The 15234-nt window shown below is 67.7% G+C and carries 16 protein-coding genes; 9 read left to right on the forward strand and 7 right to left on the reverse strand.

The window, feature by feature from the left end; genetic code table 11:
• Positions 1-51 precede the first annotated feature (51 nt).
• A complete protein-coding gene (locus CSW62_RS21665) occupies positions 52-1092 on the reverse strand; it encodes a LacI family DNA-binding transcriptional regulator (RefSeq protein WP_099581441.1) in 1041 nt (346 codons plus the stop codon).
• Positions 1093-1505: 413 nt separating this feature from the next.
• Here CSW62_RS21665 and ahpC point away from each other — a divergent pair, with 413 nt between their 5' ends.
• Positions 1506-2069 (forward strand): alkyl hydroperoxide reductase subunit C, encoded by a 564-nt coding sequence (gene ahpC / locus CSW62_RS21670; protein WP_099581443.1) that lies wholly within the window; start codon positions 1506-1508, stop codon positions 2067-2069.
• 141 nt (positions 2070-2210) lie between these two features.
• Positions 2211-3797, forward strand: a complete 1587-nt coding sequence (gene ahpF / locus CSW62_RS21675; RefSeq protein WP_099581445.1) for an alkyl hydroperoxide reductase subunit F — start codon at positions 2211-2213, stop codon at positions 3795-3797.
• Between the two features lie 61 nt (positions 3798-3858).
• On the opposite strand, the gene CSW62_RS21680 is transcribed toward ahpF, so the two are convergent.
• Positions 3859-4746 carry a hypothetical protein gene (locus CSW62_RS21680; protein WP_099581447.1) on the reverse strand — a complete coding sequence of 296 codons (888 nt, stop codon included), beginning with the start codon at positions 4744-4746 and terminating at the stop codon, positions 3859-3861.
• 91 nt (positions 4747-4837) lie between these two features.
• A complete protein-coding gene (locus tag CSW62_RS21685; RefSeq protein ID WP_099581449.1) occupies positions 4838-5728 on the reverse strand; it encodes a branched-chain amino acid aminotransferase in 891 nt (296 codons plus the stop codon).
• Between the two features lie 81 nt (positions 5729-5809).
• Between CSW62_RS21685 and CSW62_RS21690 the strand changes: the two genes are divergently transcribed.
• From CSW62_RS21690 to CSW62_RS21700, 3 genes are all read left to right on the forward strand, one after another.
• The gene (locus tag CSW62_RS21690) at positions 5810-6313 is read left to right on the forward strand and encodes a MarR family winged helix-turn-helix transcriptional regulator (protein WP_099581451.1); all 504 of its coding nucleotides are present in this window, start codon (positions 5810-5812) and stop codon (positions 6311-6313) included.
• Between the two features lie 12 nt (positions 6314-6325).
• Complete coding sequence (locus CSW62_RS21695) at positions 6326-7027, forward strand: response regulator (protein ID WP_099581453.1); 702 nt, start codon at positions 6326-6328, stop codon at positions 7025-7027.
• Positions 7028-7151: 124 nt separating this feature from the next.
• Positions 7152-8492, forward strand: a complete 1341-nt coding sequence (locus CSW62_RS21700) for an ATP-binding protein (protein WP_099581455.1) — start codon at positions 7152-7154, stop codon at positions 8490-8492.
• A 134-nt stretch (positions 8493-8626) separates the two neighbouring features.
• Here the strand turns inward: CSW62_RS21700 and CSW62_RS21710 are convergent, their stop codons facing one another.
• From CSW62_RS21710 to CSW62_RS21725, 4 genes are all read right to left on the reverse strand, one after another.
• On the reverse strand, positions 8627-9184 hold the full coding sequence (locus CSW62_RS21710; RefSeq protein ID WP_099581457.1) for a TetR family transcriptional regulator: 558 nt from the start codon (positions 9182-9184) through the stop codon (positions 8627-8629).
• A gap of 40 nt (positions 9185-9224) precedes the next feature.
• Positions 9225-10007 (reverse strand): pyrroline-5-carboxylate reductase, encoded by a 783-nt coding sequence (proC, locus tag CSW62_RS21715; protein WP_099581459.1) that lies wholly within the window; start codon positions 10005-10007, stop codon positions 9225-9227.
• 95 nt (positions 10008-10102) lie between these two features.
• Positions 10103-10609, reverse strand: a complete 507-nt coding sequence (locus CSW62_RS21720; protein WP_099581461.1) for a YbjN domain-containing protein — start codon at positions 10607-10609, stop codon at positions 10103-10105.
• A gap of 132 nt (positions 10610-10741) precedes the next feature.
• Positions 10742-11011, reverse strand: a complete 270-nt coding sequence (locus CSW62_RS21725) for an accessory factor UbiK family protein (protein ID WP_099581463.1) — start codon at positions 11009-11011, stop codon at positions 10742-10744.
• A gap of 114 nt (positions 11012-11125) precedes the next feature.
• On the opposite strand from CSW62_RS21725, the gene lgt reads away from it, so the two are divergent.
• The 4 genes from lgt (at position 11126) to CSW62_RS21745 (ending at position 15173) form a co-directional block, all read left to right on the forward strand.
• Complete coding sequence (gene lgt / locus CSW62_RS21730; protein WP_099581465.1) at positions 11126-12040, forward strand: prolipoprotein diacylglyceryl transferase; 915 nt, start codon at positions 11126-11128, stop codon at positions 12038-12040.
• A complete protein-coding gene (locus CSW62_RS21735) occupies positions 12027-13199 on the forward strand; it encodes a class I SAM-dependent methyltransferase (protein WP_099581467.1) in 1173 nt (390 codons plus the stop codon). The genes lgt and CSW62_RS21735 overlap by 14 nt, the downstream gene beginning before the upstream one ends.
• The gene (gene pgeF / locus CSW62_RS21740) at positions 13196-13984 is read left to right on the forward strand and encodes a peptidoglycan editing factor PgeF (RefSeq protein ID WP_099581469.1); all 789 of its coding nucleotides are present in this window, start codon (positions 13196-13198) and stop codon (positions 13982-13984) included. Before CSW62_RS21735 ends, pgeF begins: the two co-directional genes overlap by 4 nt.
• Before the next feature lie 250 nt (positions 13985-14234).
• Positions 14235-15173 carry a ribose-phosphate pyrophosphokinase gene (locus CSW62_RS21745; RefSeq protein ID WP_099581471.1) on the forward strand — a complete coding sequence of 313 codons (939 nt, stop codon included), beginning with the start codon at positions 14235-14237 and terminating at the stop codon, positions 15171-15173.
• The last annotated feature ends 61 nt before the right edge of the window (positions 15174-15234 follow it).

Here is a 15234-nt window from a genome sequence, read left to right on the forward strand (position 1 = left end):
ACGGCAGGCGACAACGTTGTCAAGATCGAAACAGGAAGTCCGGTATGGTCGCTACTGCGCGGCCGTGGTCTGGCGGCGAACAACCGCGTGGTCAAGCTGCTGGAAGACCGGCTCGGACGCGGTGTTGGCTCCGGTCAGGCGGGCCACCAGCATCTCGACGGCGCGCTGGCCCAGCACCTTGACCGGCTGGTGCACCGTGGTCAAAGGCGGCCAGACGATGGCGGCGACGGGGGCGTCGTCGAAGCCGGTGATCGACAGGTCGCGGGGGATGCTGAGGCCCCGCGCGTGGGCGGCCGACAGGGCGCCGGCGGCCATGTCGTCGTTGGCGCAGACCAGGGCGCTGGGGCTCAGCGGATGGTCCAGCAGCCCCGGCGCCAGGTGCGTGCCCGAGCGGAAGGTGAAGTCGCCGCGCGCCATGATCCAGGCGTCGTCGCCCAGACCTTGTTCGGCCAAGGCGCGCTCGAAGCCCTTCATGCGGCGGTCGGCCGAGAGGTGGCCCTCCAGTCCGGCGATGAAGCCGAACCGGCGATGGCCCAGGCTCAGCAGCTCGCACGCCATGTCGTAGCCGCCGGCCTCGTCGTCGACCCCGACGCCGTCGACGATCCCGCGCCCCGGTCCGCCCGGCGACACGGTCACCACCTTGCAGCCCTGGGCCAGGGCCGCCTGGATCAGCGAGACGTCGTCGCTGTAGGGCGGCGACAGGATCAGGCCCTCGCAGCGCTGGCTGGTGATCAGGTCCAGCACCCGCTTCTCGCGGTCGGGCGTCTGTTGCGGGACGTTCTGGACCAGAACCTGATAGCCCAGGGTCAGGCAGGCGCGCAGGGCCCCCAGCTCCAGGGCGGACTCGTAATAGGAGTTCGGGTCGTTCTCGAGATCCGAGGCAAAGACGAAGGCCAGCAGCCGACTGGCCCCGCCGGCTAGGCTGCGGGCCTGCGGATTGACCTTGTAGTCCAGCTGCTCGATGGCCCGCATGACGCGGGTCCGGACCTCGTCACGGACGTTGGGGCCGCCGTTCAGCACTCGAGACACCGTCACGCGCGCCACGCCCGAAACGCGGGCGACGTCGTCGATGGTCGGTCTCTTGCCGGTCAAATCACACTCCACTGGATGCGGGACCATGGTCGTGACGCCCTGATCGCACAAGCGATAGGCGTTCCACAGGCAAGGGCTCGCGCGCAAGGGTTCGCACGAGATGGCCTAGCCGATCAACAAAATTGGTCTGACCAATATGAGGCTAGACACGGCCATCGCCGCGAAACGGCGGCGCGGGGAGCCTTGGCTCCACAAGTTTTTGCGACAACGGGCTGGCCAGGCGGCGCTAACGCTCCATACTCGATATTCGATAATTCATCATTCGATCAATGAATACAGAGCAAGTAGCCCAAACCCCTTTCGCCTTTGCGAAATCAATAGATCCACTCTATCCCGTGGAGAAGTTTTATCAATTTGATCAATCGCGAGTCGGCGCTGTAACAGGGCCCATCTTCTTCCAACCGGAGCGCCTCATGTCGCTGATCAACACCGAGATCAAACCCTTCACCGCCCAGGCCTACAAGGACGGCAAGTTCGTCACGGTCAGCGAAGCCGATACCAAGGGCAAGTGGTCGGTCTTCTTCTTCTACCCGGCCGACTTCACCTTCGTCTGCCCGACCGAGCTGGAAGACCTGGCCGACAACTACGACGTCTTCACCCGCCTGGGCGTCGAGATCTACTCGGTGTCGACCGACACGCACTTCTCGCACAAGGCCTGGCACGACAGCTCGCCGGCCATCGGCAAGATCAAGTACACCATGATCGGCGACCCGTCGGGCGTGGTGACCAACAACTTCGAGATCATGCGTCCGGGCGTCGGCCTGGCCGACCGCGGCACCTTCCTGGTCGACCCGCAAGGCGTGATCCAGTTCATGGAAGTCACCGCCGAAGGCATCGGCCGCAACGCCATCGAGCTGCTGCGCAAGATCAAGGCCGCCCAGTACGTGGCCAGCCACCCGGGCGAAGTCTGCCCGGCCAAGTGGGAAGAGGGTGAAAAGACCCTGGCCCCGTCGCTCGACCTGGTCGGCAAGATCTAAAGCCTAACGACTACCCGGACCGCCGGCCGTTCATTCGGACCGGTCGGCGGCCCGGCCCTCGATCGTACGCCGCGTTCGATCCTCCCCCCCCGAAAATCGAACGCTACCTTTCTCTCCCCCTAGCCTTTTTGGGAGCGCGCCATGCTGGACGCCGGTCTGAAGACCCAGTTGACCACCTATCTGCAGAACCTGCGCCAGCCGATCGAACTGGTCGCCTCCCTGGCCGATGACGCCGGGTCGAAGGAGATGCTGGCCCTGCTGGAAGACGTCGCCGCGACGTCGGACAAGGTCAGCCTGAACCTGTCGGGCGACAACGCCCGCAAGCCTTCCTTCGCCATCACGCGCGCCTCGGGCGATGCGGATGTGCGTTTCGCCGGCCTGCCCCTGGGCCACGAATTCACCTCGCTGGTGCTGGCCCTGCTGCACGTGGGCGGCCACCCGCCGCGCATCGACGCCGAGGTCATCGAACGGATCAAGGCGCTGGACGGCGACTATCGCTTCGAGACCTATTTCTCGCAATCCTGCCAGAACTGCCCCGACGTGGTGCAAGCGCTGAACACCATGAGCGCCCTGAACCCGCGCATCAGCCACGTCGCCATCGACGGCGCCCTGTTCAAGGACGAGGTCGAGGCCCGCCAGGTCATGGCCGTGCCGACCATCCTGCTGAACGGCGAAGCCTTCGGACAGGGCCGCATGGACGTCGAGCAGATCCTGGCCAAGTTGGACACCGGCGCGGGCGACCGGATGGCCGAGAAGATCAAGACCAAGGACGCTTTCGAGGTGCTGGTCATCGGCGGTGGTCCGGCCGGCGCGGCCGCGGCGGTCTACGCCGCCCGCAAGGGCATCCGCACCGGCGTCGCCGCCGAGCGCTTCGGCGGCCAGGTGCTGGACACCATGGCTATCGAGAACTTCATCTCGGTCCCCCACACCGAGGGCCCGAAGATGGCCTCGGCGCTGGAGCAGCACGTCAAGGAATACGACGTCGACATCATGAACCTGCAGAAGGCCGTCGGTCTGGTTCCGGCCAAGACCCCGGGCGGCCTGATCGAGGTCAAGCTGGAGAACGGCGCCAGCCTGAAGTCGCGCACCGTCATCCTGTCGACCGGCGCCCGCTGGCGGAACGTCAACGTCCCCGGTGAAGCCGAGTACCGCAACAAGGGCGTGGCCTATTGCCCCCACTGCGACGGCCCGCTGTTCAAGGGCAAGCGCGTGGCGGTGATCGGCGGCGGCAACAGCGGCGTCGAGGCGGCCATCGACCTGGCCGGCATCGTCGCCCACGTGACGCTGATCGAGTTCGACAGCCAGCTGCGCGCCGACGCCGTGCTGCAACGCAAGCTGGCTAGCCTGCCGAACGTCAAGATCCTCACCTCGGCCATGACCACCGAGATCCACGGCGAGAACGGCAAGGTCTCGGCCCTGTCGTACAAGGACCGTAACCACGACAGCGTTCACCGCGTCGACCTGGAAGGCGTCTTCGTCCAGATCGGCCTGGTGCCCAACACCGAGTGGCTGAAGGACAGCGGCGTCGCCCTGACCAACCGTGGCGAGATCGAGGTCGACTATCGCGGCGAAACCTCGCTGCCCGGCGTCTTCGCCGCCGGCGACGCGACGGTCACGCCCTACAAGCAGATCATCATCGCCATGGGCGAAGGCGCCAAGGCCTCGCTCTCGGCCTTCGACTACATGATCCGCCAGGTCCCCGCGAACGAAGAGGCGGAAGCGGCTTAAGGGCGCTTCTGTTACGACCAGGCTTGCAGAGCCGTCCGGGAGCGATCCCGGACGGCTTTCTTCAGATTGTAAACCGGAACCAGTCCGCCAGGGTCTCCAGGTCGCTGGTTTTGAAGGGCGTGGCAGCGATCACTCCGATCTCCTTTCCGGTCGTCTTGTCAAAGACGCCATAATCGCCGGTCTTGGGGCTCTGGCCCACCGCCGCAGTCTCGCGCGGGATCGACCAGACCGTCCGCCAGAACCTGCGCAAAGTTAAACGGTCGGCGGTCAATTCGACCCTCAGGGTGGCGACCTTGCCATAGAGGTAGGCGGCATAGACGCTGGAGCCCGCCGGAAACACGTACAGCCACGGCTCCGGCGCCTGGCTCGCCAGGGCGGCGACCATCCACACACTGAATCCAATGAGCAGGGCGGGAATGATGCTTACCTTAGCAAGACCGCTCGGCTTTGGCCCAGCAGCCCAACTCGGCGGGGCTTGCGATAGAGCTCGGCGCAGCGCGGCTCGTGCTTGAAGCCACTCCCCCCAGTCGGCCCAGCCGCGCCGCATGCGCTCGTTCTGCGCGGCGTCGGCCGCCGCCTCTGCGACCTCGACCGACTCGGCCAGCATTTCTGGTGAAAGCCGGTCAATCTGGCGCTCAAGCCTGTAGCCCCGCTGTTTGCGGATTAAAGGCCAGCAGGCGAGATAGACCAGAACGAAGGTTGCGGAGATCAGCTGTCCCGCGATCAGGCAGGCGGCGACCGTGCGCAGCAGAGTCAATCCAATCTCAGACCAGCCGCGCGCTAGCCAAGCCGGGTTGGCGATGAGGTTGATCGTCGGGCCGACGAGCAGGAATAGGAGCCCCAGTCCTAGACCAGACTTTCCCACCGCCAGAAGTTCACGCCGCCAGGGATGCGCCACCGGCGGAGTCGGGATCGGGCGGCCGTCGCTACCCACCGGATTCATGTACATGCGCTCAAGCTCCACCACAGGATGTGGAACACGAAAAAGCCGCCCGGATCAACCGGGCGGCTTCGTCAGCACGTCTAGCGACTAGGTCGGCTCAGGCCGGCGTTAGCGCCTCGTTCCGCACCAGCGCCGCGTAGGTGTCCATCAGGTCCAGCGACAACTTGCCGGGCGTGAACTTGAACTCGCCGATCTCGGAGACCGGGGTCACTTCGGCGGCGGTGCCGACGATGAAGCACTCGGTGAAGGTCGCGAGCTCTTCCTTCTGGATGTGGCGCTCGACGATCTCGATGCCCTTGCCGCGCGCGATGTCGATCACCGTGCGGCGGGTGATGCCGTCCAGGAAGCAGTCGGGCTTGGGCGTGTGCAGGGCGCCGTCCTTGACGAAGAAGACGTTGGCGCCGGTCGCCTCGGCCACATAGCCGCGATAGTCGAGCATCATCGCGTCGGCGTAACCGTCCTTCTCGGCGGCGTGCTTGGAGATGGTGCAGATCATGTAGAGGCCGGCGGCCTTGGCCGCGACCGGGGCGGTCTTGGGGTCCGGACGCTGGTACTTGGCCCAGGTCAGGCGGATGCCCTTGGCCTTGGTCGCCGGGTCGAAGTAGCTGGGCCACTCCCAGACGGCGATGGCCACGTGGATCTTGGTCTGTTGCGCCGAAACGCCGATCATTTCCGACCCGCGCCAGGCGATCGGACGGACATAGCAGTCCTTGAGGCCGTTCTTGGCCGCCGTCGCCTTGCAGGCCTCGTCGATCTCGGCCACCGTGTAGGGGATCTTGAAGTCGAGGATCTCGGCCGACTTGAACAGGCGCTCGGTATGCTCGGTCAGCTTGAAAATCTCGCCGCCGTACATCCGCTCGCCCTCGAACACGGACGAGGCGTAGTGAAGGCCGTGGGTCAATACGTGCACCTTCGCCTCGCGCCAGGGAACGAACTGGCCGTCCAGCCAGATCCAACCGTCACGATCGTCGAAGGGAACCAGAGACATCGGTCCAAGACCTCCTTATTGGAAAACCCGGCTCTTAGACGCCCCGAGGCCGGGTGCGTCAAATAAAATGGACTCCTCGCGATGATAGCCCCGCTGCAGCCCGGTGCGGACGATCCCCGCCTGATCCTCCGCGAGGAGGAGCTGGACGGCGGGCTGGAGCTGATCCTGCTGGCCGAGGCCTCGCTGTGGGCGGCGGTCGACGCGGCGCTGGAGGCCGAGACCCTGGGCCTGGGCCGTTCGCACTGGCGCGCGACGTTCCTGCTGCGCCGCCGGCCGGGCATCGGCGTGCAGGACCTGTCCAAGCTGACCAGTCTCTCCAAACAGGCCGCCAGCCGCACCCTGGCCGACCTGCAGAAGGCCGGCCTGGTCACGCGTGGCGCGGGCGATCTGGACGGCCGCCGCCGTCCGGCGACCCTGACCCCCGAGGGCGTGGCCTTCGAGCAGCGCACGGCCGAGCGCCTGCGGGCGCTGCTGGCCCGGGCCTATCGCACCGGCGGCCTGGACGGCGTGGCCGGCGCGCGGCGGATCCTGGCGGCGCTGGCCGGCCCGCGCCAGGGCGTCGGCGCCCCTCGCCGTCAAACCTGATAGTGTTCCGCCATGAGTCCTGAAGAGCGCCGCGAGCGTCACATCCTGGTCGTCGACGACGACGACCGCCTGCGCAAGCTGATCAAGGAATTCCTCAGCCGGGCCGGCTTCCGGGTCACGGCCGCCTCGGATGCGGCCGGGGCCGATCGCCTGTTCGGGGCGCTGGACTTCGACCTGATGGTGCTGGACGTGATGATGCCCGGCGAGGACGGCATGGCCTTCACCAAGCGCCTGCGGTCCAAGGGCGGCGAGAGCGGTCGCACGCCGATCCTCATGCTCACCGCCCGCGACCAGACCGCCGACCGCATCGAGGGCCTGTCCAGCGGGGTCGACGACTATCTGGGCAAGCCGTTCGAGCCGCAGGAACTGCTGCTGCGCATCGAGGCCATTCTGCGCCGGTCGTCGGCGCGGCCGGTGGGCCCCAAGGCGCTGCTGCTGGGCCGCTGCACGTTCGAGGCCGATCGCGGCGAACTGACCTGCGACGGCGACGCCGTGCGCCTGACCGAGGCCGAGGTCACCCTGCTGCGCCGCCTGGCCCGCTCGGCCCACGAGCCGGTCGACCGCCTGGAGCTGGCCCGCGACACCGCCGACGCCACCGGCCGCGCGGTCGACGTCCAGGTCACCCGCCTGCGCCGCAAGATCGAGCCGGACCCGAAGAACCCGCGCTACCTGCAGACCGTCCGGGGGATCGGCTATCGGCTGGCGCCGGACTGACCGTGCGGCGGTCCCCCTCAGTCGCTTCGCGACAGCTCCCCCATGAAGGGGGAGCAGTATCCTGGGTTCTCCTCCCCCTTCATGGGGGAGGTGGCCCGGAGGGCCGGAGGGGGCTGCCCCGCTAATGCGCCTGCGCACCAAGCTCTACATCCCGCTGTTCATCAAGCGCTGGCTGCCGACCAGCCTGTTCGGGCGCAGCCTGCTGATCATCATCCTGCCGGTGGCGGTGATGCAGATCGCCGTGACCTGGGCGTTCTTTGACGCCCACTGGCAGTCAGTGACCAGCAAGCTGTCGGAAGGCCTGGCCGGCGATATCGCCTGGGCCGTGCAGTCCTACGAGGACGACCCCAGCCCCGCCGCTCTCGACAAGCTGGCCAAGCGGGCCGAGGACTCGATGTCGCTGTCGATCGCCTTCCAGAAGGGCCGCAAGCTGCCGACCGGCCACCGGCCCTCGCTGTTCGCGGCCCTGGATCGCTCCCTGGACAAGGCCCTGGACGACCGGCTCGAGAACCCGTTCTGGTTCGATACCACCCGCTACACCGCCTATATCGACATCCGCGTGCAGGTGAAGGACGGGGTGCTGCAGATCTACGCCCTGCGCGACCGCGCCTACGCCACCCAGGGCCACATCTTCATCCTGTGGATGGTGGTGGCGACCATGTTGCTGACGGCGGTGGCGATCCTGTTCATCCGCAACCAGGTGCGGGCCATCGAGCGCCTGGCCGACGCCGCCGACGCCTTCGGCCGGGGCGAGGACCACGACTTCAAGCCGCATGGCGCCCGCGAGGTCCGCCAGGCCGCCCAGGCCTTCCTGGCCATGAAGGCGCGCATCGTCCGTCACATCGAGCAGCGCACGGCCCTGCTGGCCAGCGTCAGCCACGACCTGCGCACGCCCCTGACCCGCCTGAAGCTGGAAATGGCCATGTCCGAACCCAGCGAACAGCTGGAGGCCATGAAGGGCGACCTCTCCGAGATGGAGCACATGATCGACGAGTACCTGGCCTTCGCGCGCGGCGAAGGCGGGGAGGCGGTTCAGGAAATAAGCCTGTCGGAGCTGGTCGAGGGCGTGGTCGCCGACGCCGAGCGCGGCGGGGCGATGGTCGAGACCGAGATCACCCGCGATCTGGAGGCGCGCCTGCGGCCGCTGGCCTTCCGCCGGGCCCTGGCCAATCTGATCGACAACGGCGTCGCCCACGCCGACCGGGTGAAGGTGACGGCCACCGCCCGTCTGACGGGCGGCGTGGAGGTGACGGTCGATGACGACGGCCCGGGCATCCCCGAGGACCGTTACGAGGAGGCATTCAAGCCGTTCTCGCGGCTGGACGAGAGCCGGAACCAGAACGAGAAGGGCGTCGGCCTTGGGTTGGCCATTGCGCGGGATATGGCGCGGGGGCTCGGTGGGGATTTGGTGCTGTCGCGCTCGATGATGGGGGGCTTGAGGGCCTCGATAAGGTTGCCGGGGTAAGATAGAAGCTCCTCCCCCGCGTTGCGGGGGAGGTGGCCCAGAGGGCCGGAGGGGGCTAGCTGGACTTTTGCCGAATTAGCCCCCTCAGCCGCTCCGCGGCAGCTCCCCCGCATCGCGGGGGAGCATCTACTGGGCTAAAACCCCGCACCGATCTTCGCCAGCCGGTCGGCCATCTGCTTAAGCCGCTTGTCCAGCTCGGCCATGGTGCGGTTCAGGGCGCCTTCGTCGTCGCGCCAGACCTGGACGACACGGGCCCACACGGCGGTCATGGCGACCAGACGCGGGGCGGTGGCCTCGATCCCGGCGGCTTCCAGCACGGCGCGGGCGATGCGGGGGAAGCGGCTCGCCGAGGCGAGAACGCCCTCGGCCTTGGCGATGGCGATCAGGGCCACGCGGTGGGGCTCCATCGCTTCCAGCCGGGCCATGGCGGCGTCGAACAGGCGGTCGTGGACGTCGGCGCTCTCGGCATAGTCGACGCCCAGAGCCGCGCGGTCGAAGCGGGCCGACAGATGGGCCAGCACCGCGTGCTTGCTGTCGGCCAGGCCGTAGAGCGCGGCGAACGGAACCTCGGCCTTCACAGCGATGTCGCGCAGGGCGATGGCCGGCCACGGCCTGTCGGCGGCCAGGGCGAGGGATGCGGCGGCGGCGCGGTCGAGGATGTCGTCGTCAGCGGAGATCGGGGCGTCGGTCATGGGAGTCACATGGCGGCGGAAAGCGACGAGAGCAAGACGCTCACCCCCCAAGTTCCTTCGAGCGCGCCACGGCGGCGTCCAGCGCCTTGGGCAGCAGGTCGCCAAAGCCGCCCTCGCCCATCAGCACCGCCAGCGCCGCAGCCGTCGTGCCGCCCGGCGAGGTCACCTGCTTGCGCAGTTCGGCCGGCTCCTCGCCGCCCTTCTCCATCAGCGCTGCGGCGCCGATGATCGTGGCGCGGGCCAGCCTGGCGCTGTCGGCCGCGTCCAGCCCCTGGGCCGCGCCGGCGGCTTCGAGCGCCTCGATGAAGGCATAGAGATAGGCCGGCGCCGAGCCCGACACGGCGGTGGCCGCGTGCAGCAGGTCCTCGCTGGGCAGGTCGACCACGGTCGCGACTGGGGCGAACAGGGCCTGGGCGACTGCGCGGGCGGCATCATCTTCGGCATGGATCGAGGCCGTACCCCGGCCAATGGCGACGGCGGTGGTCGGCATCACCCGCGCCACGCGCCGGCCGCCGAAGACTTCGGAAATGTCCGCCGCGCGCACACCGGCGGCGATCGAGACGATGATCGCGTCGGGGGCAAGGTGAGGAACCACGTCCTTGACCGCCTCGCGCCAGATCTGCGGTTTCACGGCCAGCAGCACGGTCTTTGCTGCGCCCAGCGCTTCCAGCGGCGGATTGACGAGCGCGCCTTGGAAGGCGGCGGGGTCGACGTTCGGATCACGGACGATCAGGTCGGCGGCGGCGAAGGCGCCGGCCGCGCTCCAGCCTTCGATCAAGGCGCCGCCCATGCGGCCCGCGCCGAGGAGGAGAATGGTGGTCATGGCGGGTCTCCCTCGCGGCCGCGAGGCAACCCCTCATCCGACCTGCTTCGCAGGCCACCTTCTCCCGCAAGGGGAGAAGGGAAGTCCAGCCTAAATCAGGCTTGGCCCACCGTCTCGAACATGCAGGCGGCCATGGCTTCGTCCGGGGTCTTGGCGCCCTGGAGCAGGAATTCGAAGGCCGGGAAGAAGCGATCGGCCGCTTCCACCGCCGCGTCGATCATCGAGGCGGCCTGGGCCATGGTCGGCCGTTCGCCAGCCGGCAGGGCCAGGGCGTGACGGAACACGACCTCGCCGTCCTCGGTCCAGACCTCGAAGTGGCCGAGCCAGACGCGCTGGTTGATCAGGGCCAGCAGCTCATAGGCGTTGGGGCGCTTGGACTTCGGCGCGCGCATGTCCAGCGACAGGCACAGCTGCAGGCAGTCAGCCTCCGGACGCCAGGCGAACCACAGCTCGTAGTCCTTCCAGTCGCCCTTCAGCGCGAACGCCAGGTCGCCGTCTTCGGTGCGATCAAAGGTCAGGTTCTCGGCCGACAGCACGTGTTCGACCACCTCGAGGGGATCAAGCGCCATCAGGACGTCGTCGTCTTCCGGTTGGGTGTCCATGAAAAACCTACGTCCCCGCCGGCGACGGCAGGGGGAGCCCCCGCCATGAATCGCTTACGTACCAGGGGACACTAATCTGCTTCGTGACGTTCGTCTCAACTCGCTTCACGCCGTGAGCGAGCGCCGAATCGCCTATTCGCCTGAACTCGCGGTTTTTCCAGCGGCGCTTTTGGCGGGGGCCTTCTTGGCCCCTTTCAGCGTCGCGACCTCTTCGCGGAGCGCGGCCACCTCGGCCTTCAGCGCTTCGAAATCATCGCGACGGATCAGGTCGAACTCGGCCGCCAGACGATCGGCCTGAGCCCGCATGGCGGTCTTGGCCTCCTCGCCGGCCGTCTGGGCGATGCCCATGGCCGCCTGGGTCAGCTTGGCGAATTCGTCGAGGAAGGGATTCTGGCTGTGCATCGCGGTTCCGAGTGGCCCGAAGAGCGGGCGCCATCTCTTATATGGGAAACAGGGGATGAAAGCGAAGCCCGAAGGCGATAGGACTGCGACGATCTGTCTCGCACGGAGCCGCGCGTGATCTTCCCGAACATCGACCCCATCGTGCACATCGGTCCCTGGGCCCTGCAGTGGGGTCCGCTGGCCCTGCGCTGGTACGCCCTGGCCTATGTGGCGGGCATCCTGCTGGGCTGGCGCTTCGCCGTCCGGATGACCCGGACCGAACGCCTGTGGGGCGGCCGTACGCCGACCGCCACGCCGCTGCAGATCGATGATCTGGTGCTGTGGATCACCCTGGGCATCATCCTGGGCGGGCGGCTGGGCTACATCCTGTTCTACATGCTGATGAACGAGGACCAGCGGATCTGGCTGCTTTCGCACCCTCTGGACGTGTTCAAGATCTGGGAGGGCGGCATGTCCTTCCATGGCGGCTTCCTGGGCGTCTGCGCGGCCATCGCGCTGTTCGCCCGCCAGCAGAAGATCGACGTGCTGAAGCTGGGCGACCTGATCGCGCCGGTGGCGCCGATCGGCATCTTCTTCGGCCGCGTCGCCAACTTCATCAACGGCGAGCTGTGGGGCCGGCCGACCGACGGGCCTTTGGGCATCATCTTCTGCAACGAGACCATCAAGGCCGCTCACCCGCAGCACATCTGCCCTGCCGGTTCCTATCCGCGCCATCCCAGCCAGCTCTATGAGGCGGGCCTCGAGGGCCTGCTGCTGTTCCTGATCCTGGCCTTCGCCGTCTATCGCCTGAAGTGGCTGCAGCGGCGCGGGGCGATCGTGGCGACCTTCCTGATCGCCTACGGCCTGTTCCGCCTGTCGCTGGAGAACGTGCGCAATCCGGACGTCGGCATGCCCGACTTCCCGTTCGGCCTGACCATGGGGATGATGCTGTCGACCCCGATGATCCTGGTCGGCGGCTGGCTGATGTGGAAGGCGCTGCGCGAGCCCATTCAAGTCGGTCCAGGCGAAGGCGGGCATGAGCCTGCTTGATCGCCTGAAGGCGCAGATCGCCCAGGACGGGCCGATCGGCGTTCCCGAGTTCTTCACCCGCTGCCTGCACGACCCCCGCGACGGCTATTACGCCATGCGGCCTGATCTGGGAGCCGGCGGCGACTTCATCACCGCGCCGCTGGTCAGCCAGATGTTCGGCGAGCTGATCGGCCTGTGGGTGCTGGAGACCTGGACCCGCATGGGCCGGCCATCGCCGTTCAGGCTGGTCGAGATGGGCCCAGGCGATGGCACGCTGATGAGCGACCTGCTGCGGGCCGGCCGGCTGGATCCCGCTTTCCTGGCCGCCGCCGAGGTATGGCTGGTCGAGGTGTCGGCCCCGCTGCGCGCCAAACAGGCCGCCAGGCTGGGCGAAGGTCCACGCTGGGTCAGTCGCCTGGACGAGGTCCCGGCAGGCGCGCCGATGATCCTGGTGGCCAACGAGCTGCTGGACTGCCTGCCCGCCCGCCAGTTCGTGCGGACCAAGGACGGCTGGGCCGAGCGGGTGATCGGATTGGGCGAGGACGGTCAGCTGGCGTTCGGGCTCAGAAGCTTAGGCAAATCCCCCCTCCCCCTTGATGGGGGAGGGGCAGGGGTAGGGGTGACAGCAGCGTTGGATGACGAGCGCCGTCGCCAGGTGGCCGACGCGGAATACACCCCCATCCCCAACCCTTCACCCATCAAGGGGGAAGGGAGCATTGGCCAGATCTGGGAATCCTCCCCCGCGCAGGCGGCCCTGGCCTCCGACATCGCCCACCGCCTCATCACGGACGGCGGCGCGGCGCTGCTGATCGACTATGGCCGCGACGTCCCCGAAGCCGGCGACACCCTGCAGGCCGTGCAGGGCCACCAGAAGGTCGATCCGCTGACCACCGCGGGCCTGGCCGACCTCACCGTCTGGGCCGACTTCCCCTCGGTCGTCGCCGCAGCGCGGGAAACCGGCGCCAAGGCGGGGCCGATCCTGAGCCAGGGCGAGTTCCTGCTGGCCCTGGGAATCGAGGCCCGCGCCCAGGCCTTGGCCAGCGCCCGCCCCGATCGCGCCGACCAGATCGCAAGACAGCTTGATCGTCTGGTCGGAGAGGCGCAGATGGGCGCTCTGTTCAAGGTTGCGTGCCTGACCGCGCCCGACCTTTCGCCCCCCCTCTTCGAGGACGCGACATGACCAAGACACCCGACCTGCCCACCGTCCAGTCGCCGCTGCTGGCCAGCCTGCCCGGGATCAAGCACGCCTTCTTCACGCGCCAGGGCGGGGTCTCGAAGGGGATCTACGACAGCCTGAACGTGGGGCGCGGCAGCAAGGACGAGCCGGCCGACGTCGAGGAGAACCGCGCCCGCATCGCGCGCTGGTTCGGCGGCGCGCCCGAGGACCTGAACGTCTGCTACCAGATCCACTCGACCATCGCGATCACGGCCGACGGCTCCTGGGGCGATGCGCGGCCGGAAGGCGACGCGGTGGTCTCCAAGACCCCGGGCGTCATCTGCGGCGCCATGGCGGCCGACTGCGCGCCGGTGCTGCTGGCCGATCCCGAGGCGCGGATCGTGGCCGCCGCCCATGCCGGCTGGCGCGGAGCCCTGGACGGCGTCGTCCAGGCCGCCGTCGACCGCATGGTCGAACTGGGCGCCCGACCCGAACGCATCACCGGCGTCGTCGGTCCCTGCATCGGCCCCAAGTCCTACGAGGTCGGCCTGGAGTTCCTGCACCGGTTCGAGGCCGACTGCCCTGGCTCGGGCCGGTTCTTCAAGCCGGGCGCCGCCGAGGACAAGCGCTTCTTCGACCTGCCGGCCTTCGTGCTGGACCGCCTGGAGACCGCCGGCGTCGAGCGTCGCGAATGGGTCGGGCGCGACACGCGGGCCGAGGAGGATTGGTTCTTCTCCAACCGTCGCGCCTTCCTGAACAACGAGGGCGACTATGGCCGCCTGCTGTCGGCGATCAGCCTGGAAGCCTAGAGCCTGTCCGTTTCTGATGGAATCATCAGAAACGGATAAACAGGCTCTATCTCAAACACCTAGAGCGTGGCGGGCGCCGAAACCGCTCACACTTTCGGCTGCCACGCTCTAAGGGAATCATGCGGCGCCGAGGACACGACGGCGAAGCTCCGCATACGGAAGCGGAAAAGTTCCGCCGTTAACACTTGTGCCTGGGGCGATCGCTGCTAGAAGGCCCCGCATCGGCCGCCCCCCACCCCGAGATATCTCCATGAAGCTGCTGTCCGGCAACTCCAACCGCCCGCTGTCCCAGGCGATCGCGGAATATCTCGACATGCCGCTGACCCGCGCCCAGGTGCGCCGGTTCGCCGACCTCGAAGTGTTCGTCACCATCGACGAGAACGTGCGGGGGGAGGACGTCTTCGTCATCCAGTCGACCAGCTATCCGGCCAACGACAACCTGATGGAGCTGTTGATCTGCATCGACGCCCTCAAGCGCGCGTCGGGCAAGCGGATCACCGCGGTGCTGCCCTATTTCGGCTACGCCCGCCAGGACCGTAAGACCGGCGGCCGCACGCCGATCTCGGCCAAGCTGGTCGCCAACCTGATCACCCGCTCGGGCGCCGACCGCGTCCTGACGATGGATCTGCACGCTGGCCAGATCCAGGGCTTCTTCGATATCCCGACCGACAACCTGCTGCCCTCGCGCCTGATGGCCGAGGACATCCGCCGCCACTACGCCATGGGCGACGACCTGATGGTCGTGTCGCCCGACGTTGGCGGCGTGGTGCGCGCCCGCGCCCTGGCCAAGCGCCTGGACGACGCCGATCTCGCCATCGTCGACAAGCGCCGCTCGGGTCCGGGCCAGTCGGAAGTCATGAACATCATCGGCGACGTCAAGGACCGCCGCTGCATCCTGTTCGACGACATCGCCGACTCGGCCGGCACCCTGTGCAACGCCGCCCAGGCTCTGATGAGCCACGGCGCCAAGTCGGTTAGCGCCTACATCACCCACGGCGTCCTGTCGGGCGCGGCGGCGGACCGGGTCGCTAATTCGGTCCTGACCGAACTGGTCGTCACCGATTCGATCGAGGCCTCGGACACCGCCAAGGCCTGCTCCAAGATCCGCTACGTCTCGTGCGCCCCCCTGATCGGCGAAGCCATCCGCCGCATCGCCAACGAAGAGTCGGTCTCGAAGCTGTTCGATTAAGCCTGTCGGGCGAAGGGAGAGCTTAAACTCGCCTCGCGCACGGCCACGCTTGTAAAAGTCT

The sequence above is a fragment of the Caulobacter sp. FWC2 genome, from assembly GCF_002742625.1.
GTDB lineage: Bacteria > Pseudomonadota > Alphaproteobacteria > Caulobacterales > Caulobacteraceae > Caulobacter.